General features: G+C 72.5%; 21 protein-coding genes, 1 tRNA gene and 2 pseudogenes. 10 read left to right on the top strand and 14 right to left on the bottom strand.

The window, feature by feature from the left end; genetic code table 11:
* Positions 1-10 precede the first annotated feature (10 nt).
* The 4 genes and pseudogenes from SAM23877_RS40600 to SAM23877_RS30885 all read right to left on the bottom strand — a co-directional run bounded on the left by SAM23877_RS40600 (position 11) and on the right by SAM23877_RS30885 (position 2973).
* Complete coding sequence (locus tag SAM23877_RS40600) at positions 11-823, bottom strand: hypothetical protein (RefSeq protein WP_053140132.1); 813 nt, start codon at positions 821-823, stop codon at positions 11-13.
* Positions 824-1067: 244 nt separating this feature from the next.
* Complete coding sequence (locus tag SAM23877_RS40095) at positions 1068-1655, bottom strand: hypothetical protein (RefSeq protein WP_053140135.1); 588 nt, start codon at positions 1653-1655, stop codon at positions 1068-1070.
* Positions 1656-2179: 524 nt separating this feature from the next.
* Positions 2180-2497 (bottom strand): annotated as a pseudogene (locus SAM23877_RS38135) (ankyrin repeat domain-containing protein); the annotation flags it as partial.
* Positions 2494-2973, bottom strand: a complete 480-nt coding sequence (locus SAM23877_RS30885; RefSeq protein WP_053140138.1) for a MarR family winged helix-turn-helix transcriptional regulator — start codon at positions 2971-2973, stop codon at positions 2494-2496. The pseudogene SAM23877_RS38135 and the gene SAM23877_RS30885, both read right to left, overlap by 4 nt.
* Positions 2974-3137: 164 nt before the next feature.
* On the opposite strand from SAM23877_RS30885, the gene SAM23877_RS30890 reads away from it, so the two are divergent.
* Together SAM23877_RS30890 and SAM23877_RS30895 are read left to right on the top strand one after the other, a co-directional pair.
* The gene (locus SAM23877_RS30890) at positions 3138-3692 is read left to right on the top strand and encodes a quercetin 2,3-dioxygenase (RefSeq protein WP_053140141.1); all 555 of its coding nucleotides are present in this window, start codon (positions 3138-3140) and stop codon (positions 3690-3692) included.
* A gap of 159 nt (positions 3693-3851) precedes the next feature.
* Complete coding sequence (locus tag SAM23877_RS30895) at positions 3852-4529, top strand: NUDIX domain-containing protein (protein WP_053140144.1); 678 nt, start codon at positions 3852-3854, stop codon at positions 4527-4529.
* A gap of 75 nt (positions 4530-4604) precedes the next feature.
* On the opposite strand, the gene SAM23877_RS30900 is transcribed toward SAM23877_RS30895, so the two are convergent.
* From SAM23877_RS30900 to iolC, 5 genes are all read right to left on the bottom strand, one after another.
* Positions 4605-5390, bottom strand: a complete 786-nt coding sequence (locus SAM23877_RS30900) for a GntR family transcriptional regulator (RefSeq protein WP_053140147.1) — start codon at positions 5388-5390, stop codon at positions 4605-4607.
* A gap of 32 nt (positions 5391-5422) precedes the next feature.
* Positions 5423-7294: a 3D-(3,5/4)-trihydroxycyclohexane-1,2-dione acylhydrolase (decyclizing) gene (gene iolD, locus SAM23877_RS30905; protein WP_053140149.1), complete on the bottom strand. Its 1872-nt coding sequence runs from the start codon at positions 7292-7294 to the stop codon at positions 5423-5425.
* Entirely contained in the window at positions 7291-8184 is an 894-nt protein-coding gene (gene iolB, locus SAM23877_RS30910; protein ID WP_053140152.1) for a 5-deoxy-glucuronate isomerase, read from the bottom strand. Before iolB ends, iolD begins: the two co-directional genes overlap by 4 nt.
* A gap of 94 nt (positions 8185-8278) precedes the next feature.
* Positions 8279-9166, bottom strand: coding sequence for a Cgl0159 family (beta/alpha)8-fold protein (locus tag SAM23877_RS30915; protein ID WP_053140155.1), 888 nt, complete (start codon positions 9164-9166; stop codon positions 8279-8281).
* A 13-nt stretch (positions 9167-9179) separates the two neighbouring features.
* A complete protein-coding gene (gene iolC / locus SAM23877_RS30920) occupies positions 9180-10142 on the bottom strand; it encodes a 5-dehydro-2-deoxygluconokinase (RefSeq protein ID WP_053140158.1) in 963 nt (320 codons plus the stop codon).
* Positions 10143-10378: 236 nt separating this feature from the next.
* On the opposite strand from iolC, the gene SAM23877_RS30925 reads away from it, so the two are divergent.
* From SAM23877_RS30925 to SAM23877_RS30945, 5 genes are all read left to right on the top strand, one after another.
* Positions 10379-11401: a sugar ABC transporter substrate-binding protein gene (locus tag SAM23877_RS30925; protein ID WP_053140161.1), complete on the top strand. Its 1023-nt coding sequence runs from the start codon at positions 10379-10381 to the stop codon at positions 11399-11401.
* Positions 11401-12477 (top strand): ABC transporter permease, encoded by a 1077-nt coding sequence (locus SAM23877_RS30930; RefSeq protein ID WP_053140164.1) that lies wholly within the window; start codon positions 11401-11403, stop codon positions 12475-12477. Before SAM23877_RS30925 ends, SAM23877_RS30930 begins: the two co-directional genes overlap by 1 nt.
* Before the next feature lie 6 nt (positions 12478-12483).
* Complete coding sequence (locus tag SAM23877_RS30935; RefSeq protein WP_053140165.1) at positions 12484-13497, top strand: ATP-binding cassette domain-containing protein; 1014 nt, start codon at positions 12484-12486, stop codon at positions 13495-13497.
* Position 13498: 1 nt separating this feature from the next.
* Positions 13499-14401: a sugar phosphate isomerase/epimerase family protein gene (locus SAM23877_RS30940; RefSeq protein ID WP_053140168.1), complete on the top strand. Its 903-nt coding sequence runs from the start codon at positions 13499-13501 to the stop codon at positions 14399-14401.
* Between the two features lie 113 nt (positions 14402-14514).
* On the top strand, positions 14515-14928 hold the full coding sequence (locus tag SAM23877_RS30945; protein ID WP_053140171.1) for a VOC family protein: 414 nt from the start codon (positions 14515-14517) through the stop codon (positions 14926-14928).
* 106 nt (positions 14929-15034) lie between these two features.
* Here the strand turns inward: SAM23877_RS30945 and SAM23877_RS30950 are convergent, their stop codons facing one another.
* The 3 genes from SAM23877_RS30950 to SAM23877_RS30960 form a co-directional block, all read right to left on the bottom strand.
* A complete protein-coding gene (locus SAM23877_RS30950; protein WP_053140174.1) occupies positions 15035-16039 on the bottom strand; it encodes a Gfo/Idh/MocA family protein in 1005 nt (334 codons plus the stop codon).
* Positions 16040-16143: 104 nt separating this feature from the next.
* Positions 16144-17307, bottom strand: coding sequence for a Gfo/Idh/MocA family protein (locus SAM23877_RS30955; protein WP_053140177.1), 1164 nt, complete (start codon positions 17305-17307; stop codon positions 16144-16146).
* 108 nt (positions 17308-17415) lie between these two features.
* Positions 17416-17763 (bottom strand): cupin domain-containing protein, encoded by a 348-nt coding sequence (locus SAM23877_RS30960; RefSeq protein WP_053140180.1) that lies wholly within the window; start codon positions 17761-17763, stop codon positions 17416-17418.
* A gap of 213 nt (positions 17764-17976) precedes the next feature.
* Between SAM23877_RS30960 and SAM23877_RS30965 the strand changes: the two genes are divergently transcribed.
* On the top strand, positions 17977-18627 hold the full coding sequence (locus SAM23877_RS30965; RefSeq protein ID WP_053140182.1) for a GntR family transcriptional regulator: 651 nt from the start codon (positions 17977-17979) through the stop codon (positions 18625-18627).
* Between the two features lie 48 nt (positions 18628-18675).
* Positions 18676-18921, top strand: a pseudogene (locus tag SAM23877_RS41485) (PIG-L family deacetylase); the annotation flags it as partial.
* 111 nt (positions 18922-19032) lie between these two features.
* On the opposite strand, the gene SAM23877_RS30970 reads toward SAM23877_RS41485, so the two are convergent.
* Positions 19033-20010 (bottom strand): bile acid:sodium symporter family protein, encoded by a 978-nt coding sequence (locus tag SAM23877_RS30970; RefSeq protein WP_053140185.1) that lies wholly within the window; start codon positions 20008-20010, stop codon positions 19033-19035.
* A 189-nt stretch (positions 20011-20199) separates the two neighbouring features.
* On the opposite strand from SAM23877_RS30970, the gene SAM23877_RS30975 reads away from it, so the two are divergent.
* A tRNA-Pro gene (locus SAM23877_RS30975) sits at positions 20200-20273 on the top strand.
* 260 nt (positions 20274-20533) lie between these two features.
* On the opposite strand, the gene absR1 is transcribed toward SAM23877_RS30975, so the two are convergent.
* Complete coding sequence (gene absR1, locus SAM23877_RS30980; RefSeq protein WP_053140188.1) at positions 20534-21613, bottom strand: beta-glucuronidase AbsR1; 1080 nt, start codon at positions 21611-21613, stop codon at positions 20534-20536.
* Between the last annotated feature and the right edge of the window lie 26 nt (positions 21614-21639).

The raw sequence follows: 21639 nt of genomic DNA on the forward strand, positions 1-21639 counted from the left end.
GTGATCAACATTACCAATCACCCGCTGTCGGGTCGTTCGCGATACGCGTTGCGCTCTTGGCCTGGAGCAGATCGGCATACTCACGGTCGGCAGTCGCATCGGCGCGGTACCGCTCGCACGTGGCGCGGTGCTCGTCCGCCAGTTCCGGCTCGGCCCCGGTCAAGTCGTCGTACAGGTCGGACATCTGGTCCTGCAGGACGGCCCGGCGGCGCAGCACCGCGGCGCGCTCGCCCGGGTCGGCCCGGTCGTCGGTCAGCTGCTTCAACCGGTCGATCGATGCCCGGTACTGCGTGGTGATCGCTTCAAGACGGTGGTGCAGGTCGGCGGCGCGTTCGCGGCGGGCCCTCTCGGCGGCCACCGCGCCGGGAAAGCGCACGGCGTCCAGTCCGGAGCTGACGGCGGCGCCTCGTTGGTCGTCCATCCGGCGTGCGTAGACCCGGTCGAGGCGGGCGGCGGCGTCCAGTGCGTTGAAGCCGCTGGCTCGGCCGTGCATGGTCCGGCCGAGACTGGCCCAGGTGGTGACGTCACCGCTCCAGCGTTCGTGGGCGGCCTGTCGGCTCATACCGGCGGCCGCCGCCAGCTGCGCCCAGGTGGTGCCCTCTTCTCGTTCGGCGATGACGGCGCCGGCGACGAGATGGTCCAGTCGCGCACGCAGGCTGAGGGCGCGGCGCAGCCGGTCGCCGCGCGGCGCATCGGGGTCGATGGGCAGCAGGGCGAGAGCCAGCTCCGCGAGCTCGTTGGCTTCATGAGCGAACTGGACGCGGGCCTCGTCGCGCGGGGACAGTGCGCGCGGCGCTGCGGGCCTCTCGGTATCGTCAGTCATGCCGTCAAGCTAAACCTGACATGTGTCAGTCGTCAGGCCATACTTGACGGATTGGCGCGTAAGGCTTTGCTCAAGGTCTCGTTCTCGCCGGGTGTAGCACGCCTTGCATGCCTGTCAGGCTCGCCCTGGCGGATGGCGGCGGTTGCCTCCCTGGTTCAGCCCTTCCGGGTAGGTATCGGCGGCGACTTCGGTTTGACGGGCGACGGCGTGCCTGGCTGCGGGCCGACAGCGGTCGGTCAGGTGGTCATGGACGGTGGCCTCGGCTCCGCTGGGGTGGCTGTAGGCCTGGCGTTTCGCGCAGGCGTGAGGGAGAGGGGCCTTCCGGGGCCGGCCGACGGGTGGTCCTGGCCACGGTGGTCGACCGTGACCGGGCAGCCTGGGCCGAGGGTTGCGTGGTCTTCGGCTGCTGTTCCGTCAGGAGGTCGGCGGGCAGCCACGGCTGACCGGAGCGGATCTGCTCGTGGGCGGTCGCGTCCAGCTGGGCGCGTGCCATGTCCATGCCTGTGTGGGGCGCCGTGCGCAGGATGGCGGCTGCTGCTGCCTGCTCGGCCTCCATCACGTGCTCGTACGGCTCCACGAGCCGTCTCGCCTGGTGATCGGGCAGGGGGTAGAAGCGATGCACGGCCTTCGGGGACCGGTGATCCACATTGTCGGTGACCAGGGTCGATTCGATGCGCCGGACGGCGGTGGGCATGGCCGCGGCGAGCTGCCAGCCCGTAGCTGCCACCCGGTACACCGTCTCCGCCAGCCCTGCCGGCCCTCCAGCGTCGGCCAGGACCTCGCGGGCGTCCCGCTCGACCGGGCGGCCCGGTGTCTCCGGGGTCCAGGCCATGCCGTACAGCAGCTGCCCGATGCGTGTCGCGTGCGCGGTGAGGCAGGGCGGGGTGCGGAGGCGTCTTCGGCATCGGCGCGAACTGGCCGCTGCGCGCGAGGCCGTAGCTGGGCAGCGGCAGCTTCGGGTGGACGCGGGGGTCGGAGAGGTCGACGACCCGGTGCCATCGCGTCGCGGTCTGCTGCCAGGCCTGTGCCGCCGCCCGCAGCCGGCCCGCGGACTCCCGCAACGCCTCGGCGGTGGGCGGATCGGCGTGCGCGGCGGCGTGAAGCAGGAGACGACCGGACAGCAGGTCGTTCATCGCACGCCATCGGGCCAGTTGCTGCACGTCGGATCCGCTCAGGGCGGGTTCGCCACGGCCGTGCAGGGCCTCGAAGGCGACCCGGGACAGGCGCTCGCAGTCGTCGGCGAGATGGAGGGGGATGCTCCCGGTCGCGTCGGTGGCCCGGGCCGGGCGTGGATCGAGCGGCGGTACGAGAGGGAACGCCGCGATGGCCCGGTTCTTCTGTCCGTCGGCGGCGCGGCCGAAGGTTGGGGTCGGCGCCGTGTTCGAGGAGTGCGCGTACGGCCTCGGTGTGCCCCCAGCAGGCCGCGCCGCACAGGGGCGTGCCCTCCGAGCCGATCCCGCTCTCCGTGTCGGGCGAGGCGCCGGCCGCCAGCAGCACGCGGACGATGTCGGCGGCGCCGTTCACGGCGGCCAGGTACAGCGGCGTGGTGCCCGCGGTGTCGGTCGTCTCGGCCGGGGCCCCGGCCCGCAGCGCCGCCCTCACCCCCGCGAGGTCGCCGACCAGCGCGGCGTCGACGAGGCGCCGGGACAGCTTCTTGTGGCGCCGCCTGTTCACGGGGCCGCCACGACCGGCGGCTCACCGCGCGGCAGGGTCAGGGCGGCACGCAGCGCGGCGGCCTCCGCGACGCCGATGCGGTCGGACAGGACCTCCTCGACGACGGCGAGGGTCGCCTGGGCGCGTCGGTGGACGCGGGCACCCTCCGCGGTGATGCGGATCAGACGGTTGCGTGCGGAGGCCGGGTCGGGGACCTGTTCGAGCAGGCCCAGCGCGAGCAGACCGTGTACGGCCTGATGGGCGGTCTGGCGGGTGACGCCGAGGCGCCGGGCCAGTTCGGCGACCGTGGTGCCCTCGGCGTCCAGGAGGGCGAAGACCTGGCCCTGGGCGCTGCTCAGCGGCTGCTCGCCGGCCGCCCGCATGCTCGCCGTCAGGGCGTCGTCGAACCAGCGCTTGGCTCCGGCCAGGAGCAGGGGCAGGTTCTGCGCCGCTTCCTGGGCTTCGGTGACTTCGGCGACTTCCTCGGCTGGCGTCATGGCTCCTCGGGCTTCTCGGTCACGAGCATACGGCGCGGCGGCGTGGTGCCCTCGCCGTTCCGAGCGAAGGGCCCGGCGCCCGGCTGATCGTCAGGTAGCCTGACACTAGAGCGTCAGGTCACCTGACGCTCTCCGTCCCGTGCCGCGTCGAGCCGGAGGCTTCCATGACCATCGAATTCGCCAGGCGCTCCCACTCCCTCATCCCCGCCGAACCGGGCGAGCCGTACTTCATCGAGAAGGGCATGGGCGACCGCGCCCACCTCTTCGGCGACCTCGTCACCGTCTACGCGGGCGGCCCGCAGACCGAGAACACCTTCAACTTCTTCACCTGCGAGGGCCCCCGGGGCGACATCATCCCGGCCCACTCCCACCCCGACACCTACGAGGTCTTCTTCGTCACGCAGGGCGCCGTCCGCCTGTTCGTGGAGGACCTGCGGGGCGAGCAGGAGGAGAGACTGCTCACCGCCGGCGACTTCGGCTTCGTACCGAAGAACTGCCCGCACGCCTACCGCATCGAGCGCCACCACAGCCAGATCGTCGGTGTCGCGGCCGGTCCCGGCGGCACCTTCGAGCGGTTCTTCGAGACCCTCGGTACCGACACCGACGAACTCGGCCTGCCCCAGCGTCCGTTCGTGCCCGAACCGCACAAGTTCGGCACCGTGCCGCAGCAGTACGACGTGACCTTCCTGCCCGACCACCAGTGGCGCACCGGGAGCTGAGCCCACGACGGACCGCGACGGCGTACGGAGCGGCACACTCGGCGCGTCCCCGGCGCCACCGGCTCCTCGGCTTCGTACGGAACCGGACGGGGTGATAGAAGCGGGCATGACCAACTCGATCCACCTCGCGCCCCGCTCCCCGCACCCGGGCGGCCGCCGATGACCGCCGGGATCGACACCCCGGACCGCCGGGGCCGCACCGGACTCGACCGGGCGGGCCAGGACCTGACCGGCAACCCCCGGGTCCGGGTCCGGGACGTGCGCCTCCTCTCCAGCCACTGGTACGTCGAACGCACCACGACCTTCGACTTCCGGCGCGCCGACGGCACCTGGAGCACCCAGGAGCGCGAGACCCACGACCGCGGCAACGGCGCCACCGTGCTGCTCCACGACGTCGAGCGCGCGACCGTGCTGCTCACCCGTCAGTTCCGCCTCCCCGTCTACGTCAACGGCCACCCCGACGGCATGCTGATCGAGACGCCCGGCGGCCTGCTCGACGACGCTGACGAGCACCCGGAGACCGCGGTGCGGCGCGAGGTCGTCGAGGAGACCGGCCACACCGTCGGCGAGGTCCGGCACGTCTTCGACGTCTACATGAGCCCCGGTTCCGTCACCGAGCGCGTCAGCTTCTACGCCGCCGCCTACGGCCCCGCCACCCGGACCCACCGGGGCGGCGGTCTGGACGAGGAGGGCGAGGAGATCGAGACCCTCGAACTGCCCTTCCAGCGGGCCCTGGAGATGATCCGAACGGGGGAGATCGCCGACGCGAAGACCATCATGCTGCTCCAGTGGGCGGCCCTGGAGGGCCCGTTCGCCGGCTCCCGGCACGACGCGTGACCTCGGGAGGACCGGCCCGGCCGCGGCGCCCCGGCGGGCGGAGCCGCACGGGCACCGCTCGCCGGGACACGCCGCCTACCCCCTCACCAGCAGCTGGAAGTCGAACGAGTAGCGCGACGCACGGTAGAGGTGCGTCCCGTACTCGACCGGCCGCCCGGTGTCGTCGTACGTCGTACGCCGCATGGTCAGCAGCGCGGCGCCCTCCTCCTCGTCGAGACGCGCGGCCTCCTGCCCGGTGGCGGTGCGGGCACCGACGGTCTGGCGGGCGCTGTGCAGGGTGATGCCGCGGGCGCGCATCATCCGGTACAGGCCGGTCGACTCCAGCCGGGCGGTGTCGAGGTCCAGCAGCTCGGCCGGCAGGTGGTTGCACAGCAGGGCCACCGGCCGGCCGTGGGTGAGGCGCAGCCGCTCCAGAACGGTGACCTCGGCGCCCTCCGGAACCCCGAGGGCCGCCGCCACGTCGGGGCCGGCCGGGACGCCCTCGTTGCGCATCACCCGCGTGGTGGGGCCCTGGCCGGCCGCCACCAGGTCGTCGTAGAGACTGCTCAGTTCCAGTGGCCGCTTGACCTGGCTGTGCACCACCTGGGTGCCGACCCCGCGCCGCCGGACCAGGAGCCCCTTGTCGACCAGGGACTGGATGGCCTGGCGGACGGTCGGCCGCGACAGGCCGAGGCGGACGGACAGGTCGACCTCGTTGCCCAGGAGGTTCCCCGGGGCGAGGACACCGTGCTCTATCGCCGCCTCCAGCTGCTGGGCGAGCTGGTGGTAGAGCGGCACGGGACTGCCGCGGTCCAGGGTGAAGTCCAGGGCGCCGAGCGCGGAGGCGGTCACGGCTCGTGCGTGGTCGCCGGTTCTCGCCATGGACGTACCTCCCATGCCTAGGTGACGGTCGGTCAGAGGTGGTGGCGGCGGTCGGCGACGGCGCGCTCGTACTCCGCGCGGGCGCCGGTGGCGGGCTCGCGGGTGGACACCTCGGCCACCGGCACGTCCCACCAGGCCTCGGCCGGGGGAGCGGTCGGTGCCGGGTCGGTCTCGACGTAGACACAGGTCGGCCGGGTCGCCGCGCGGGCCGCGGTCAGCGCCTCGCGCAGCTCGCGGACCGTCTTGGCGCGCAGCACCTCCATGCCGAGGCTGGCCGCGTTGGCGGCGAGGTCGACGGGGAGCGGGGCGCCGGTGAAGGTGCCGTCGGCGGCGCGGTGGCGGTAGTCGGTGCCGAAGCGCTCGGCGCCCACCGACTCGGAGAGGCCGCCGATGGAGGCGTAGCCGTGGTTCTGGACCAGGACCAGCTTGACCGGCAGGTTCTCCTGGACGGCGGTGACGATCTCCGTCGGGTTCATCAGGTACGTGCCGTCGCCGACCAGGGCCCACACGCGGGTGCCGGGCGCGGCCTGCTGGACGCCCAGCGCGGCCGGGATCTCGTAGCCCATGCAGGAGTAGCCGTACTCCAGGTGGTACTGGCGCGGGGACCGGGCACGCCACAGCTTGTGCAGGTCGCCCGGGAGCGAACCGGCCGCGTTGATCACCACGTCCGTGTCGCCGACGACCGCGTCCAGCGCGCCCAGCACCTGTGTCTGGGTCGGTACGCCGCCCTCGTCCTCCGCGCGGAAGGACGCCTCGACCGCCTCGTCCCAGCGGTCCTTGCCCGCGCGGTACTCGGCCTCGAACGCCGCGTCCACTCGGTGCGCGGACAGTCCCTCCGCCAGCGCCGCGAGCCCCGCCCGGGCGTCGCAGACCAGGGTGCGGGCGGCGAGCTTGTGGGCGTCGAAGGCGGTGATGTTGAGGTTCAGGAAGCGGACGTCCGGTCGCTGGAAGAGGGTGCCGGAGGCCGTGGTGAAGTCGGAGTAGCGGGTGCCGACGCCGATCACGAGGTCGGCGGTGCGGGCGAGGTCGTCGCTGACGGCGGTGCCGGTGTGGCCGATGCCGCCCAGGTCGGCCGGGTGGTCGTGGCGCAGCGCGCCCTTGCCGGCCTGGGTGGAGGCGACCGGGATGCCCGTGGCGTCCACCAGTGCCCGCAGCGCCTCTTCGGCCTCGCTGTGGTGGACGCCGCCGCCCGCGACGATCAGCGGGCGCCCGGCGGCGCGGATCGCCTTCACCGCCCCGGCCAGTTCCACCGGGTCGGGCGCCGGGCGCCGCACCTGCCAGACCCGGTCCGCGAAGAACTCCTCCGGCCAGTCGTGCGCCTCGGCCTGCACGTCCTGGGGCAGCGCGAGGGTGACCGCGCCGGTCTCCGCCGGGTCGGCGAGCACCCGCATCGCCCGGAGCGCGGAGGAGATCAGGGCCTCGGGGCGGGTGATCCGGTCGAAGTACCGGGAGACGGGGCGCAGGGTGTCGTTGACCGACACGTCCGCCTCGCTCGGGTGCTCCAGCTGCTGGAGCAGGGGGTCGGCGGCGTGCGAGGCGAAGTAGTCGCCGGGGAGCAGGAGGACCGGCAGGCGGTTGATCGTGGCGAGTGCGGCGCCGGTGACGAGGTTGGTGGCCCCGGGGCCGATGGAGGTCGTCACGGCCTGCGCGGACAGGCGGTTGAGGTGCCGCGCGTGGCCGACGGCCGCGTGCACCATGGCCTGCTCGTTGCGCCCCTGGTGGTACGGCATCACGGCGGCGTACTCGACGAGGGCCTGGCCGAGGCCGGCCACGTTGCCGTGGCCGAAGATGCCCCAGGTGCCCGCGATGAGGCGGTGCCGTACGCCGTCGCGTTCGGTGTACTGGGCGGCCAGGAACCGCACCAGGGCCTGGGCGGTGGTCAGTCGGCGGGTGGCGGCGCTCATGCGGACCTCTCCGGTGCGGTGTAGAGGGGGAGCCGGGGGTCGACGGGGCGGTCCGGCCAGGTGTCGCGGATCCAGGCGTGGTCGGGGTGGTCGCAGATCAGCCAGGCGCGTTCGGCCTCCGGGCCCGCCATGACGTTGAGGTAGTACATGTCGTGGCCGGGGACGGCCATCGACGGCCCGTGCCATCCGTCGGGAATGAGCACCACGTCACCGTCGCGCACCTCGGCCAGCACGTCCGTGCCCCGCCCCTGGCCGGACGGGGAGACCCGCTGGTAGCCGAGGCCCGGGGTACCGTCGTGGTCGGCGAACTCGAAGTAGTAGATCTCCTCCAGCACCGACTCCTCGCCAGGGCGGTGCTCGTCGTGCTTGTGCGGCGGGAAGGAGGACCAGTTGCCGCCCGGCGTGATCACCTCGACCGCGATCAGCTTGTCGCACTCGAACACCCCCGCGGCACCGAAGTTGTTGACCTGCCGAGAGCAGGTGCCGGTGCCCCGCAGCTCGACCGGCACCGACGACGCCGGGCCGTACCGCGCGGGCAGACGGCGCGTGCAGCGGGCTCCGGTGAGCGCGAACCGCCCGCCGCCCGTGGAGGTCACGGTCGTACGGGCGTCGCGCGGCACGTACGCGAAGTCGCTCACGCCGGTGAACACACTCTCGCGGCCGTCGAGTTCGAAGGTCTCCTGGCCGAAGTCGTCGGCCGTGGCGACCGTGCAGCCGCCGCTCAGGGGGAGGACGATCCACTCGCTGTCGCCGCTGTCGAAGGTGTGGGAGGCGCCGGGCGGCAGGTGCAGCACGCGCAGCCCCGCGTGGCCCCAGCCGGCCTTCTCGGGCGTCAGGTCCACGGCACAGGCGCCGCTCGCCGCCTTGCCCGCCGGCAGGTGGTACGTCATCTCCGCGTCCTCTCCTCGGTCTTCTCGGGCTTCTCGGGCTTCCCTGACTCCTCGGCCGCCTCGGCCGCCGCGGCCCTCGACGTCTCCTCGTAGGTCACAGCAGTCCGACGGCCGTGTCCACCGCCTGTTCCACACTGCCCTCGGCCGGGTAGAGCAGCGAGCGGCCGACGACCATGCCCTGCACGGTGGGCAGCCTGAGCGCCTTGCGCCAGCGTTCGTAGGCGGCGGTCTGGTCCGCGGGCGAGCCTCCTATGTCGCCGCCGAGCAGGACGGCGGGCAGCGTGGAGGTCTCCAGGACCTCGCCCATGTCGTCGGGGTCGTGGGTGACGGGGAGCTTCAGCCAGGTGTAGGCGGAGGTCCCGCCCAGACCCGAGGCGATGGCGACGGACCGGGTGACGGCCTCGGCGGACAGGTCGTTGCGGACCCGGCCCTCGACGCGGCGGGAGATGAACGGCTCCACGAAGAGCGGCAGTTGGCGCTCGGCCATGGCGTCGACCGCGCGGGCACCGGCCTCCATGGTGTCCAGTGAGCCCGGGTCGTCGTAGTCGATGCGCAGCAGCAGCTTCCCCGCGTCGAAGCGCAGCCGGGCGAGGTCCTCGGCGCGGTGGCCGGTGAAGCGGTCGTCCATCTCGAAGGCGGCGCCCGCGAGGCCGCCTCGGTTCATCGAACCCATGACGACCTTGTTCTCCAGCACCCCGAGCAGCAGCAGGTCCTCCAGCACGTCGGCGGTGGCGAGCACCCCGTCGACGCCGGGCCGGGACAGCGCGGTGCACAGGCGTTCGAGCAGGTCGGCCCGGTTGGCCATGGCGAGCCTGCGGTCGCCGACGCCGAGCGCGCCGCGTGCCGGGTGGTCGGCGGCCACGATCATCAGGCGGCCGGAGTCACCGATCAGCGGACGGCGTGCCCGGCGGGCCGCGGCCTCCGCGATGGCCTGCGGATGCCGGGCTCTGACCGCGGTGAGGTCGGGAATGCTGAGGGACAAGACGTAGCTCCGTTCAGGGAGTGGCTCGCGCGAGGAGGTCGTCGACCTCCGCCTCGGTGGGCATCGCGGAGGAGCAGGCGAGACGGGAGGCGACCAGGGCGCCGGCCGCGTTGGCGTACCGCACGGTCCGTTCCAGCTCCCAGCCGGAGAGCAGGCCGTGGCAGAGCGAGCCGCCGAACGCGTCGCCGGCGCCCAGGCCGTTGACCACCTCGACCGGCACGGGCTCCACCTCGGCCCGGCGGCCGTCGCGGTGCACGGCGAGCACGCCCTTCGGGCCCTGCTTGACCACGGCCAGCTCCACGCCGGCCGCGAGCAGCGCCTCGGCGCAGGCCTGCGGCTCGCGCACGCCGGTGGCGACCTCGCACTCGTCGAGGTTGCCCACCGCGACGGTCGCGTGCCGCAGCGCCTCGGCGTAGTGCGGGCGGGCCTGGTCGGGGTCGGCCCAGAACATGGGGCGCCAGTCCAGGTCGAAGACCGTGGTGCCGGACTTGGCGCGGTGGGCGAGGGCGGTCAGGGTCGCGGTGCGGCTCGGTTCCTCGCTGAGCCCGGTGCCGGTGATCCAGAAGACGCGGGCGGCGCGGATCGCGTCGAGGTCCAGCTCCTCGGGGTGGATCTCGAGGTCGGGAGCCTTGGGCCGGCGGTAGAAGTACAGCGGGAAGTCGTCCGGCGGGAAGATCTCGCAGAAGGTGACGGGGGTCGGGTACGCGGCGACCGGGGTGACCCAGCGGTCGTCGACGCCGAACTCCCGCAGCGCCCGGTGCAGATAGCCGCCGAACGGGTCGTCGCCCGTGCGGGTGATGACGGCCGCGGCGCGGCCGAGACGGGCGGCGGCGACCGCCACGTTGCTGGCCGAACCGCCGAGGAATTTGCCGAAGCTCTCCACCTCCGCCAGGGGTACACCCGTCTGCAGGGGATAGAGATCGACCCCGATGCGGCCCATCGTGATCAGATCGAAACGTGGGACTGACTCGGCCATGTGCGACGCTCCTCGGGCTGGGCGGGGGGCCTGCCGCCTCCCAGGTGTATGACTCCGAGGCGACCGTGTCAATAGTTTGTACTTACATTCGGACCTGCTCGTGAAATGATGTCTTGACAAAGTATTGACAGCGGGCGTCTCAAGGACTTGTATCCGGTCCCAGCGCAACAGACGTCGTTCTCTGGTCTGGCACACGGCTTCCCCGTCGCACAGTCGCACAGTGAGGTGCAGGAAAGATGGACCGCTCTTCGCACGCCCGCCCCCGTGGATTCGCCCCGGCCGTGGCCCTCGCCGCCGCCGCGGCCCTGACCCTCGCCGGCTGCTCCAGCAGCTCGGGAGGGAAGAAGGCCGACGAGGAGGGCGGCTCGGGCGGCTCCGCCGGGAAGGCGAACACCCCGCGCATGACCGTCGCCCTGGTCACCCATCAGGCGCCGGGCGACACCTTCTGGGACATCGTCCGCAAGGGTGCGGAGGCCGCCGCCGCCAAGGACAACGTCAAGCTCGTCTACTCCGCCGACCCGAACGCGGGCAACCAGGCCAACCTGGTGCAGAACGCGATCGACCAGAAGGTCGACGGCATCGCCGTCACCCTCGCCAAGCCGGACGCCCTGCGCGGCGTCCTCGGCAAGGCCGAGAAGGCGGGGATACCCGTCGTGGGGCTCAACTCGGGCCTCGCGGACTGGAAGAAGCTCGGCCTGATGGAGTTCTTCGGCCAGGACGAGACCGTGGCCGGCGAGGCGCTCGGCAAGCGGCTGAACGAGGACGGCGCGAAGAAGGCCGTCTGCGTGATCCACGAGCAGGGCAACGTCGGCCTGACCCAGCGCTGCGACGGCGTGAAGAACACCTTCGAGGGCGCGATCGAGAACCTCTACGTCAACGGCACCGACATGCCCTCGGTGAAGTCGACGATCACCGCCAAGCTCAAGCAGGACGGCGACATCGACCACCTCGTCACCCTCGGCGCCCCCTTCGCCATGACCGCCGTGCAGTCGGTGGACGAGGGCGGCAGCGAGGCCAAGGTCGCCACCTTCGACCTCAACAAGGAACTGACCGGCGCCATCGAGAAGGGCGACATCGAGTTCGCCGTCGACCAGCAGCCCTACCTGCAGGGCTATCTGGCCGTCGACGGCCTGTGGCTCTACAAGAACAACGGCAACTACAGCGGCGGCGGCGAGCAGCCGGTGCTGACCGGCCCGGCCTTCGTCGACAAGTCCAACGTGAAGGCCGTCGCCGAGTTCGCCGCGAAGGGCACCCGGTGATGAGCACGGCCCAGCAGGCCGGGCCGGCGGTGGCCCCGCCGCCGGCCCCCGGCCCCAAGGAGGCCGACGGGCGGACCCGGCAGCGCTCCATGGCGCTGCGCCTGCTCGCCCGGCCCGAGGTCGGGGTCTTCCTCGGCGCCGTCGCCGTGTTCGTCTTCTTCCTGATCGCCGCCCCCTCGGTCCGCGAGGGCAGCTCCATGGCGACGGTCCTGTACCAGTCGTCCACCATCGGCATCATGGCACTGCCGGTCGCCCTGCTGATGATCGGCGGCGAGTTCGACCTGTCGGCCGGTGTCGCCGTGGTCGCCTCGGCGCTCACCGCCGGCATGCTCAGCTACCAGCTGACCATGAACGTGTGGATGGGTGTGATCGTCGCCCTCGTGGTCTCCCTCGCCGTCGGCGCGTTCAACGGCTGGGTGCTGATGAAGACGGGACTGCCGAGCTTCCTGGTGACGCTCGGCACCTTCCTGATCCTCCAGGGCGTCAACCTCGCGGTCACCAAGATGGTCACCGGGAACGTCGCCACCGACGACATCAGCGACATGGACGGCTTCGACCAGGCCGAGGCGGTCTTCGCCTCCTCCTTCGACGTCGGCGGCGTCCAGGTGAAGATCACCGTGGTGTGGTGGCTGGTCTTCGCGGCGCTGGCCACGTGGGTGCTGCTGCGCACCAAGTACGGCAACTGGATCTTCGCGGTGGGCGGCAACCAGGAGTCCGCCCGCGCGGTCGGCGTTCCCGTCAGGTTCACCAAGATCACTCTGTTCATGCTGGTCGGCTTCGGTGCCTGGTTCGTCGGCATGCACCAGCTGTTCTCCTTCAACACCGTGCAGTCCGGCGAGGGCGTCGGCCAGGAGCTGATCTACATCGCCGCGGCGGTGATCGGCGGCTGCCTGCTCACCGGCGGCTACGGCTCCGCCGTCGGCCCGGTCTTCGGCGCCTTCATGTTCGGCATGGTGAACCAGGGCATCGTCTACGCCGGCTGGAACCCCGACTGGTTCAAGGCCTTCCTCGGCGTGATGCTCATCGGCGCCGTCCTCATCAATCTGTGGGTCCGCCGCGCGGCGACCCGGAGGTGATCGGAAATGACCAGCAAGACCACCGGCACCCACGGAGCCGTCCTCGCGGACACCCCGCCCGAGCGGGACCGGCCGATCGTCGAACTGCGCGGCGCGGGCAAGGCCTACGGCAACATCCGCGCTCTGCACGGCGTGGACCTCGCCGTCCATCCCGGGCGGGTAACCTGCGTGCTCGGCGACAACGGGGCCGGCAAGTCCACCCTCATCAAGATCATTTCAGGGTTGCACCAGCACACCGAGGGCGAGGTCCTCGTCGACGGCGAACCGGTGCGCTTCGGCACGCCGCGCGACGCCCTCGCCCGGGGCATCGCCACCGTCTACCAGGACCTCGCGACCGTGCCCCTGATGCCGGTGTGGCGCAACTTCTTCCTCGGCTCCGAGATGACCAAGGGCCCCTGGCCCGTCCGCCGTCTCGACATCGCCCGGATGAAGCGGACCGCCGACGAGGAACTGCGCAACATGGGCATCGTCCTCGACGACCTGGAACAGCCCATCGGCACCCTCTCCGGCGGCCAGCGCCAGTGCGTCGCCATCGCCCGCGCCGTCTACTTCGGCGCCCGCGTCCTGATCCTCGACGAACCCACCGCCGCCCTCGGCGTCAAGCAGTCCGGCGTGGTCCTCAAGTACGTCGCCGCCGCCCGCGAGCGCGGCCTCGGCGTCATCTTCATCACCCACAACCCCCACCACGCCTACCTGGTCGGCGACCACTTCAGCGTGCTGCGCCTGGGCACCCTCGAACTCAGCGCCGCCCGCGCCGACATCACCCTCGAACAACTCACCAACCACATGGCGGGCGGCGCCGAACTCGCCGCCCTCAAGCACGAGCTGGCGCAGGTCGGCGGGGTCGACGTCGACGCGCTGCCGGCTACGGATCCGGAGATCCCCGCGCCCGGCGGCGCGGCGCACGATGCCACCGGTTCCGCGGCAGCTCCGGGTTCCGCGACGGCCGCCGGTTCCGCCGCGGCCGTCGACACCACCGGAGCCGCCGACTCCACCACATCCGCCGAAGGGAAGGCCTGACATGCCCGCTGCCCTGGACCGCATCCGCGTCGGCTCGGCCCCGGACTCCTGGGGCGTCTGGTTCCCGGACGACGACCAGCAGGTGCCCTGGGAGCGGTTCCTGGACGAGGTCGCCGAGGCCGGCTACGAGTGGATCGAGCTGGGCCCCTACGGCTACCTCCCCACCGACCCGGCCCGGCTCACCGACGAGGTGGCCCGGCGCGGCCTCAGGGTCTCCGCCGGCACCATCTTCTGCGGCCTGCACCGCGGCCCCTCCGCGTGGGACGCCACCTGGGAGCAGGTCGGCCGCGTCGCCGCCCTCACCCGGGCCATGGACGCGAAGCACCTCGTCGTCATCCCGTCCTTCTGGCGCGACGACAAGACCGCCGAGATCCTGGAGCCCCAGGAGCTGACCGGCGAGCAGTGGGCGCACCTCACCAAGGGCATGGAACGGCTCGGCCGCGAGGTGCGGGACACGTACGGCCTGGACATCGTCGTCCACCCGCACGCCGACACCCACATCGACACCGAGGAGCACGTCGAGCGCTTCCTCGACTCCACCGACTCCGGCCTGGTCAACCTCTGTCTCGACACCGGCCACTACTCCTACTGCGGCGGCGACAGCGTCAAGCTGATCGAGACCTACGGTGAGCGCATCGGATACCTGCACCTCAAGCAGGTCGACCCGGAGATCCTCGCCGAGGTGCGGGCGGGCGGGGTGCCGTTCGGGCCGGCCGTGCGGCGCGGGGTGATGTGCGAGCCGCCCAGCGGGGTGCCCGAGCTGGGCCCGGTGCTGACCGCCGCCCAGAAGCTGGGCGTGGACCTGTTCGCCATCGTGGAGCAGGACATGTACCCCTGCGAGCCGGACAAGCCGCTCCCCATCGCGGTGCGCACCCGCAGGTTCCTGCGCTCCTGCGGCGCCTGAGGCGACCGGGCCGGCGGGACGGGTCCCGCCGGCGCGCCGCTCGGCGGGCCGTTGTCAGTGGTGCGCGCTAGCGTGCAGAGAACTGGCATTTCGTCCCGTTCCGGGAGGCAGTCATGACCTCACGTCTCAATCCCTACCTCAGCTTCGACGGCGACGCCCGACAGGCGATGGAGTTCTACGAGCAGGTGTTCGGCGGCACACTGGCGCTGAACACGTTCGGCGCGTCCGGCATGGCCGACAGTCCGCAGGCCGACAACATCATGCACGGCATGCTCCAGACGCCGAGCGGCTTCACCCTGATGGGCGCCGACATGCCGCCGGGGGAGGAGTACCGCCCGGGCAACACCTTCGCCGTGAGCCTCAGCGGCGACGACGAGGCCGAGCTGCGCGGCTACTGGGAGAAGCTCTCCGCGGGCGGCTCCGTCACCGTGCCGCTGGAGAAGCAGATGTGGGGCGACGTCTTCGGCATGTGCACGGACCGGTTCGGCGTCCCGTGGATGGTGAACATCGGCGAGCCGACGAGCTGACCGCTCGGCCCGCGGGGCCACCCGCCCGCGCTCGCCCCGCCGCACCCGGCCCTCAGGCGTACCCGCCCCGCCGTGCCCCCCTCGACCTCTGCCCCGTCCGCCCCGCTCAGCCCCGTCGTACCTCCGCGATCGTCACCGGACGGTGCTCCCGCACCGACAGCGTGCACGCCTCCGCGATCCAGCCCGCCTCCAGCGCGTCCTCGATCGTGCAGGGGGAGGGCCGGGCCCCGGCGACCACCTGGGTGAACGCGGTCAGTTCGGCGCGGTAGGCGGCGGCGAAGCGGTCCATGAAGAAGTCGTGCGGAGGGCCGCCCGGGAAGCTCACGCCCGGCTCGACCGAGCGCAGCGGCAGTTTGTCCTCCAGACCGACCGCGATGGAGTCCGCGAAGCCGTGGAGTTCCATCCGGACGTCGTAACCGCGCGCGTTGTGGCGGCTGTTGGACACCACGCCGATCGTGCCGTCGTCGAGGGTGAGGACCGCGCCGGTGGTGTCGGCGTCGCCGGCGTCCTTGATGAAGTCGGCGCCGCGGTTGCCGCCGACGGCGTAGACCTCGGTCACCTCGCGGCCGGTCACCCAGCGGATGACGTCGAAGTCGTGCACCGCGCAGTCGCGGAAGATGCCCCCGGACGCGGCGATGTACCCGGCCGGCGGCGGCGCCGGGTCCAGCGTGGTCGACCGCACGGTGTGCAGCGCGCCCAGCTCACCCGACCGCACGGCCGCCCGCGCGGCCACGAACCCGGCGTCGAAGCGGCGGTTGTACCCGATCTGGACCGGCACGTCGCGGCCCGCGACCGCCTTGAGCACCTCGACGCCCTCCACCATGGTGCGGGCGACGGGCTTCTCGCAGAAGACGGGCAGGCCCGCCTCCACGGCGGCCAGGATCAGGCCCGGGTGGGCGTCGGTCGCCGCCGCGACCACCACTCCGTCGACCCCCGCGGCCAGCACCGCCTCGGGCGAGTCCGCCACGTCGGCCCCGAACCGCTCGGCGGCGGTCTTCGCGGCGTCCGCGAACGGGTCGGCGACGACGAGCGACTCGACGGCGGCGAGTCCGGCGAGGGTTTCGGCGTGGAAGGCGCCGATGCGGCCGAGGCCGAGGATTCCGATGCGCATACGGGTCTTGCTCCTTGATGAGTCGGGCCGCTCGACGAGCGCGCGGAACATGTCGCGCCGACCGGTGTGGGCCTACCGGCGGCACCTGGCCGGCTGTACCGGCCTCACCCCTGCGGTCGCACCTCGACCCAGGCGCCGCGCTCGGCCGACCGCGCCATCGCGTCCAGCACGGCCGCGCTGTGCACGGCGTCCACGAGGGTGGCGCCGTACGGGGTGCCCTCGGCGATCGAGCGCAGGAAGCGGTGGGCCTCGACCACCTTCAGGTCGTCGTAGCCCATGGCGTTCGCGGCCCCCGGCTGGAAGGCCGCGAAGTCGCCGTGCCCGGGGCCGACGTGGACGGTGCTGACCGGCTGGTCCTGGTACGCCGTGCCGCGGCTGACGCCCAGTTCGTTCATGCGGCGGAAGTCCCAGAAGACCGCGCCGGTGGTGCCGTGCACCTCGAAGCCGTAGTTGTTCTGCTCACCGACCGAGACCCGGCAGGCCTCCAGGACGCCGCGGGCGCCGGAGGCGAAGCGCAGCAGGCAGCTGACGTAGTCCTCGTTCTCGACCGGGCCCCGTTCGCCGCCCGCGGCGCGGGAGTGACCGGCCGTCGCGGCGGTCGGACGGGCCCGCTCGGGCAGGAAGATCGCCGTGTCGGCGGTCAGGGACGCGACGTCGCCGAGCAGGAACCGGGCCAGGTCGGCGCCGTGCGAGGCGAGGTCGCCGAGCACGCCGCTGCCGCCGCGCTCCCGCTCGTAGCGCCAGGTCAGCGCGGACTCCGGATGGGCCGCGTAGTCGCTGAAGAGCCGGATGCGGACATGCGTGACGGTGCCGATCCCGCCGGACGCGATCAGGTCGCGGGCGGCCTCCACGGCGGGCGCGTTGCGGTAGTTGAAGCCGACCGCTCCCTGGACGCCGGCCTTGGCGACCGCGTCCGCCACCGCCCGGGCGTCCTCGGCGGTCAGGCCGACCGGCTTCTCGATCCAGAGGTGTTTGCCGGCCTCGGCCATCGCGACGGCGATCTCGCGGTGCAGGAAGTTCGGGGCGGTGATGCTCACCGCCCCGATCCGCGGATCGGCGGCCACCTCGCGCCAGTCGCGGGTCGTCGAGGCGAACCCGAACTGCGCGGCGGCCTCCTCGGCCCGCCCCGGCACCTCCTCGGCGACCGTCACGAGCTCCGGGCGCACGGCCAACTGCGGGTAGTGGTGCCGGACCCGGGCGTACGCCTGGGTGTGCACCCGGCCCATCCAGCCGAAACCGACGACGGCGACACCGAGTGCGTCCACCATGAGAGCCCCTCTTCGGACCGGTCCCTGCTCTGTCCCGCCCACCCTGGGCGGAGCGTCGGCATCATGTCAACCTTTTGACAGGACAAAGTACGGCCCGACCGTGCGCGTTCACCCGAGGTTGATCGCGTACGCCTTCCGCAGCGTCTCGTGCACCGTCCACGTCGTCCGGTCGCCCTCCCGCAGGACGACCAGGTCGCCCGGCCCGACCGTCAGCGTCGGCCCGTCCGCGACCTCGATCGTGGCCGAGCCGCTGAGGACGACGAACATCTCGTCCGCCTCGGTGTCGGTGACGACTCCCGGAGTGATCTGCCAGATGCCGCGCACCTGGCGGCGGTCCGCGGACTCCCAGACGACCTTGCCGGTCACCTCCGGGGTGCCGGACACGATCTGGTCGGGGGAGAGGGGCTCGGGTTCGAGCTCGGAGCCGGGGACGTGGACGACGAAGCTGTGGGTCATGCCGCGACGCTAACCGGGGCGGACGGGCCCCCGGGGGCGACAGGGTGTGCCGTATCCGGCCGGGCGCGCCGACACATCGTCGCGCCCACCTCACCCGCACGCCCTCCCGTGGACCCACCTCCCCCCGCGGACCCGCACAACGCGGACAAAATCGTTGACACTCTTGGCTGGCTGGATTCACGTTCGACAGGCACTCACTCAGGGAGGGCAACCATGCCGAACCAAACCCGTCCGGGCACCGGGGAGCAGGCCAAACAGCTTGCACTCGGGCAGCTGCGGCAGGCGATCCTGCGCGGCGACATGGCACCGGCGCAGCGGCTGGTGGAGAACGAACTCGCCGAGCAGTTCGGTGTGACCCGGGCCAGTATCCGGGCCGCGCTGATCGACCTGGAGTCCCAGGGGCTCGTGGAGCGGATCCGCAACCGTGGCTCACGGGTACGGGTGGTCACCGTGGAGGAGGCGGTCGCGATCACCGAGTGCCGCCTGGTCCTCGAAGGGCTCTGCGCGGCCAAGGCGGCCTCGGCCGTCGACGACGGCCAACTCGGCGAACTGAAGGACCTGGGTACGGCGATGCGCAAGGCCGTGGCCGACGGCGAACCGCTGGTCTACTCGGACCTCAACCACGAACTGCACGCGAGGATCCGGGAGTTCTCCGGGCAGCGGACGGCCGTGGAGCTGCTGGAGCGGCTCAACGCGCAACTGGTGCGGCACCGCTTCCAGCTGGCGCTGCGCCCGGGGCGTCCGCAGCAGTCCCTGAACGAACACCTGGCCATGATCGAGGCGATCGAGGCCAGGGACCCACAGGCGGCCGAGGCGGCCGTCCGGGCCCACCTCACCAGTGTGATCGAGGCGCTGCGCGACTGACACACGCGTCGAGGCGAGCGTCACCTGTCCAGCAGGGCGATTTCACCCATGACGCACGGCGACGCGCCCGCCGCCACCCCACGGTCGACACGCGTCGTCACCGCGCACGCGGGGGACTTCGTGCGGCGGGCGGGCGGCGCCATCGCCCTGGCCGCCTCGCGCGGGCAGAAGGTCACCCTCGCGTGCCTGGCCTTCGGCGAGCGCGGCGAGTCCGCCAAGGCCTGGCGCGAGGGGAAGAAGCCGGAGGAGGGCGCTGCGCCCGGCCGCGGGCGCCCGGTGCGGTGCGGCCCGACGGCTGTACGAGCGGCACGGGTTCACCGTCGGGACCGGGACGCCCGGGGACGTGTCCATGGTGCGCGAGCCGGCCGTACCCGACCGGCGGCAGCGGGGCCCACCCGCCCGCGGTCACCGCCCGCGGCGCGAGAGCCACGCGGCGGTCACGGCGCCGGAGACGTTGTGCCAGACGGAGAAGACCGCGGCCGGCAGCGCCGCCAGGGGGCTGAAGTGGGCGGTGGCCAGGGAGGCCGCGAGGCCCGAGTTCTGCATGCCGACCTCGAAGGCCATGGCACGGCTCGCCGGTTCACCGAGCCGGGCGACCCGGCCGGCGCCGTAACCGAGCGCCAGCCCGAGGCCGTTGTGCAGCACCACGGCGACGAACACCAGCCCGGCCGCCGACTTGATGGCATCGGCGCTGCCCGCCACGACCACCGCCACGATCACCGAGATCGTCAGCGCCGACAGCCACGGCAGCGCCGGCAGTGCGCGCTCCACGTACCGCCCCGCCAGCAGCCGTACGGCCAGGCCCGCGAGGACCGGCAGGAGCACCGTCTTGAGGATGTCGGTGACCATGGACCCGGCGTCCACCGGGAGGTACTCACCGGCGAGCAGCAGCGTCAGCGGCGGGGTGACCAGCGGGGCGACGAGCGTCGACACGGTCGCGACGGACACCGACAGGGCGACGTCGCCCCGGGCCAGGTACGTCACCACGTTGGAGGCGGTGCCGCTGGGCGCGCAGCCGACGAGGATCACGCCGGCGGCCAGTTGCGGGGGGAGGTCGAGCAGGTGGGCGACGGCCCAGCCGAGCCCCGGCATGATGACGTAGTGCGCGACCAGCCCGAGGGCCACCGCCCAGGGGCGCCTGGCGACCCCGCGGAAGTCCTCCGGGGTCATGGTGATGCCCATGCAGAACATCACGACGCCCAGGAGGTACGGGACCGACTCGCTCCACCCGGTGAAACCTCCGGGGAGCAGCAGGCCCAGCGCACCGGCCGCGAGGACGAGGATCGGGAAGACGGTGACGGCGCGCCGCGCGGAGCGGTCACCGGTGGCGTCGTCGCCGGCGTTGCTGTCGTTGCTGAGGTGTTCGGGTCGTTCGGTTCGCACGGTGCGAGGTAACGCCTGGCGGGCGGCGTGGCGCAAAGCCGTCTCGCGATGTGATCATCGGGACGGTTCGCGGCAGCGACCGCCGGCGGCTCCAGGGCGACGCTGCCCTACGCGCGGATGAGGTAGGCTTGACCAGCGCGATCACACGGAAACCGGGCATCCGGGCGAGCAGAACCGTGCGGCGCGCACCGGGACGTGGCGCAGCTTGGTAGCGCACTTGACTGGGGGTCAAGGGGTCGCAGGTTCAAATCCTGTCGTCCCGACGGTGACGGAGGGCCCTCGCGGGCAGCGGTTCGCGAGGGCCCTCCGTCGTTGCGTGTCCGTCTCACGGCCCGGCCCGTCGAGCGGCCCGGCCGGACGATGTGACCGGGCCCGCCGCCTCCCCCGAAGCGGCGGGCCCGGTCGGCCGAGGGCGTCACCCCTGTTCAGTGTCCGAAGACACCGTCCCCCGAAGGTGACGTACCCCGGCCGTCCCCGGCGCCGGACTGTGGCCGCGGCGCCCGGGTGCTGCGGAGCCGCGCGGTCACCAGCACATGACCGCCGTCTCACCCGCACCCCACGAGGAGTACAGGCGCACCCGGACCACATAGCGGCGGCCCTTGACGAAACGGGCCCTGATCGTGGCGTTGCGGGGTGTTCCCCCGTCGTCCTGCCCCGCGAGGTAGCGGGGCTCCCCGTCCCGCATCTCGAAGATCACGACGACGGCGTCACTGTCACCGAAGGTGCCCACGGTGTACTCGCGGGTCTCCGGCGGGTCCACGCGGAAGTCGGCCTGCTCGCCCGGTCCGAGCCCCAGCGGCACCGAGCGGAACGGCACCAGTGGCCCCGGCCGGTTGATCGGCGGGTACCAGCGCAGCGCGAACTCCTTGTCGGCCGCCGAGAGGGTGCCGGGCGGGTGCAGACCGGACCGGTAGTGCTCGGGCTCCAGTATCAGTCCCGACGGGAAGGGGTACTCCATGATCGACTGCGGGTCCCAGACCGGGCCGTTGACCTCGTCCGTGTCGAGCTTGCGCAGGATGTTGTGGTACGTCAGATCCCGGCTCCAGTGGTTCGGCGGACCCGCCAACTCGGCGTACACGGCCTCGTCGTCCCAGAGGATGCCGGAGAACGGGCTCTGGTGCTCGTGCAGCATGCCGAGCGCGTGCCCGATCTGGTGCAGCACCGTCGCGCGCTCCCCGGGCGCGGTCAGGTCCCAGCCGAAGTTCATCGTCCGGTCGTTCAGGCCGACCCGGAGCGCGTCCTTGCCCACCGCCGACCAGGACCCGTCGCCGGGCCGGAAGCCGATGCGCAGCTCCGCCTCCGACCGGTCGCCGACCTCGGTGAGCACCAGCCCGAGGCCCAGGTCCCGCCACTCCCGGAAGCAGTCGCGCACCACGTCCCGCTGCTCCTCGGTGCCCACCCAGGACCCCCGCCGCGGCCGGCCGGTGCCCGGCATGGGAACGACGCTGGAGTCGGTGTCGCCACCAAGGAAGCAGTAGTGCAGAACCGTCCCGTTGACCCACATCCGCTGTCCGCCCACGAGCGCGGCGAGGCGCTCGGCGGCCAGCCCCGGCGCGAACGCGGGGTCCGGCTGCTGCGCGAGCGAGCAGTAACGTGCGGTCATGCCCCCCAGACTGCCGTCCGGGCCGC

Source organism: Streptomyces ambofaciens ATCC 23877, from assembly GCF_001267885.1.
GTDB classification, from domain to species: domain Bacteria; phylum Actinomycetota; class Actinomycetes; order Streptomycetales; family Streptomycetaceae; genus Streptomyces; species Streptomyces ambofaciens.

Bases quoted from the DNA above. Each gene is read 5' to 3' on its own strand.
- SAM23877_RS40600 (WP_053140132.1), bottom strand. From the start codon at position 823: ATGACTGACGATACCGAGAGGCCCGCAGCGCCGCGCGCACTGTCCCCG.
- SAM23877_RS40095 (WP_053140135.1), bottom strand. From the start codon at position 1,655: ATGGCCTGGACCCCGGAGACACCGGGCCGCCCGGTCGAGCGGGACGCC.
- SAM23877_RS30885 (WP_053140138.1), bottom strand. From the start codon at position 2,973: ATGACGCCAGCCGAGGAAGTCGCCGAAGTCACCGAAGCCCAGGAAGCG.
- SAM23877_RS30890 (WP_053140141.1), top strand. From the start codon at position 3,138: ATGACCATCGAATTCGCCAGGCGCTCCCACTCCCTCATCCCCGCCGAA.
- SAM23877_RS30895 (WP_053140144.1), top strand. From the start codon at position 3,852: ATGACCGCCGGGATCGACACCCCGGACCGCCGGGGCCGCACCGGACTC.
- SAM23877_RS30900 (WP_053140147.1), bottom strand. From the start codon at position 5,390: ATGGCGAGAACCGGCGACCACGCACGAGCCGTGACCGCCTCCGCGCTC.
- iolD (WP_053140149.1), bottom strand. From the start codon at position 7,294: ATGAGCGCCGCCACCCGCCGACTGACCACCGCCCAGGCCCTGGTGCGG.
- iolB (WP_053140152.1), bottom strand. From the start codon at position 8,184: ATGACGTACCACCTGCCGGCGGGCAAGGCGGCGAGCGGCGCCTGTGCC.
- iolC (WP_053140158.1), bottom strand. From the start codon at position 10,142: ATGGCCGAGTCAGTCCCACGTTTCGATCTGATCACGATGGGCCGCATC.
- SAM23877_RS30925 (WP_053140161.1), top strand. From the start codon at position 10,379: ATGGACCGCTCTTCGCACGCCCGCCCCCGTGGATTCGCCCCGGCCGTG.
- SAM23877_RS30930 (WP_053140164.1), top strand. From the start codon at position 11,401: ATGAGCACGGCCCAGCAGGCCGGGCCGGCGGTGGCCCCGCCGCCGGCC.
- SAM23877_RS30935 (WP_053140165.1), top strand. From the start codon at position 12,484: ATGACCAGCAAGACCACCGGCACCCACGGAGCCGTCCTCGCGGACACC.
- SAM23877_RS30940 (WP_053140168.1), top strand. From the start codon at position 13,499: ATGCCCGCTGCCCTGGACCGCATCCGCGTCGGCTCGGCCCCGGACTCC.
- SAM23877_RS30945 (WP_053140171.1), top strand. From the start codon at position 14,515: ATGACCTCACGTCTCAATCCCTACCTCAGCTTCGACGGCGACGCCCGA.
- SAM23877_RS30950 (WP_053140174.1), bottom strand. From the start codon at position 16,039: ATGCGCATCGGAATCCTCGGCCTCGGCCGCATCGGCGCCTTCCACGCC.
- SAM23877_RS30955 (WP_053140177.1), bottom strand. From the start codon at position 17,307: ATGGTGGACGCACTCGGTGTCGCCGTCGTCGGTTTCGGCTGGATGGGC.
- SAM23877_RS30960 (WP_053140180.1), bottom strand. From the start codon at position 17,763: ATGACCCACAGCTTCGTCGTCCACGTCCCCGGCTCCGAGCTCGAACCC.
- SAM23877_RS30965 (WP_053140182.1), top strand. From the start codon at position 17,977: ATGCCGAACCAAACCCGTCCGGGCACCGGGGAGCAGGCCAAACAGCTT.
- absR1 (WP_053140188.1), bottom strand. From the start codon at position 21,613: ATGACCGCACGTTACTGCTCGCTCGCGCAGCAGCCGGACCCCGCGTTC.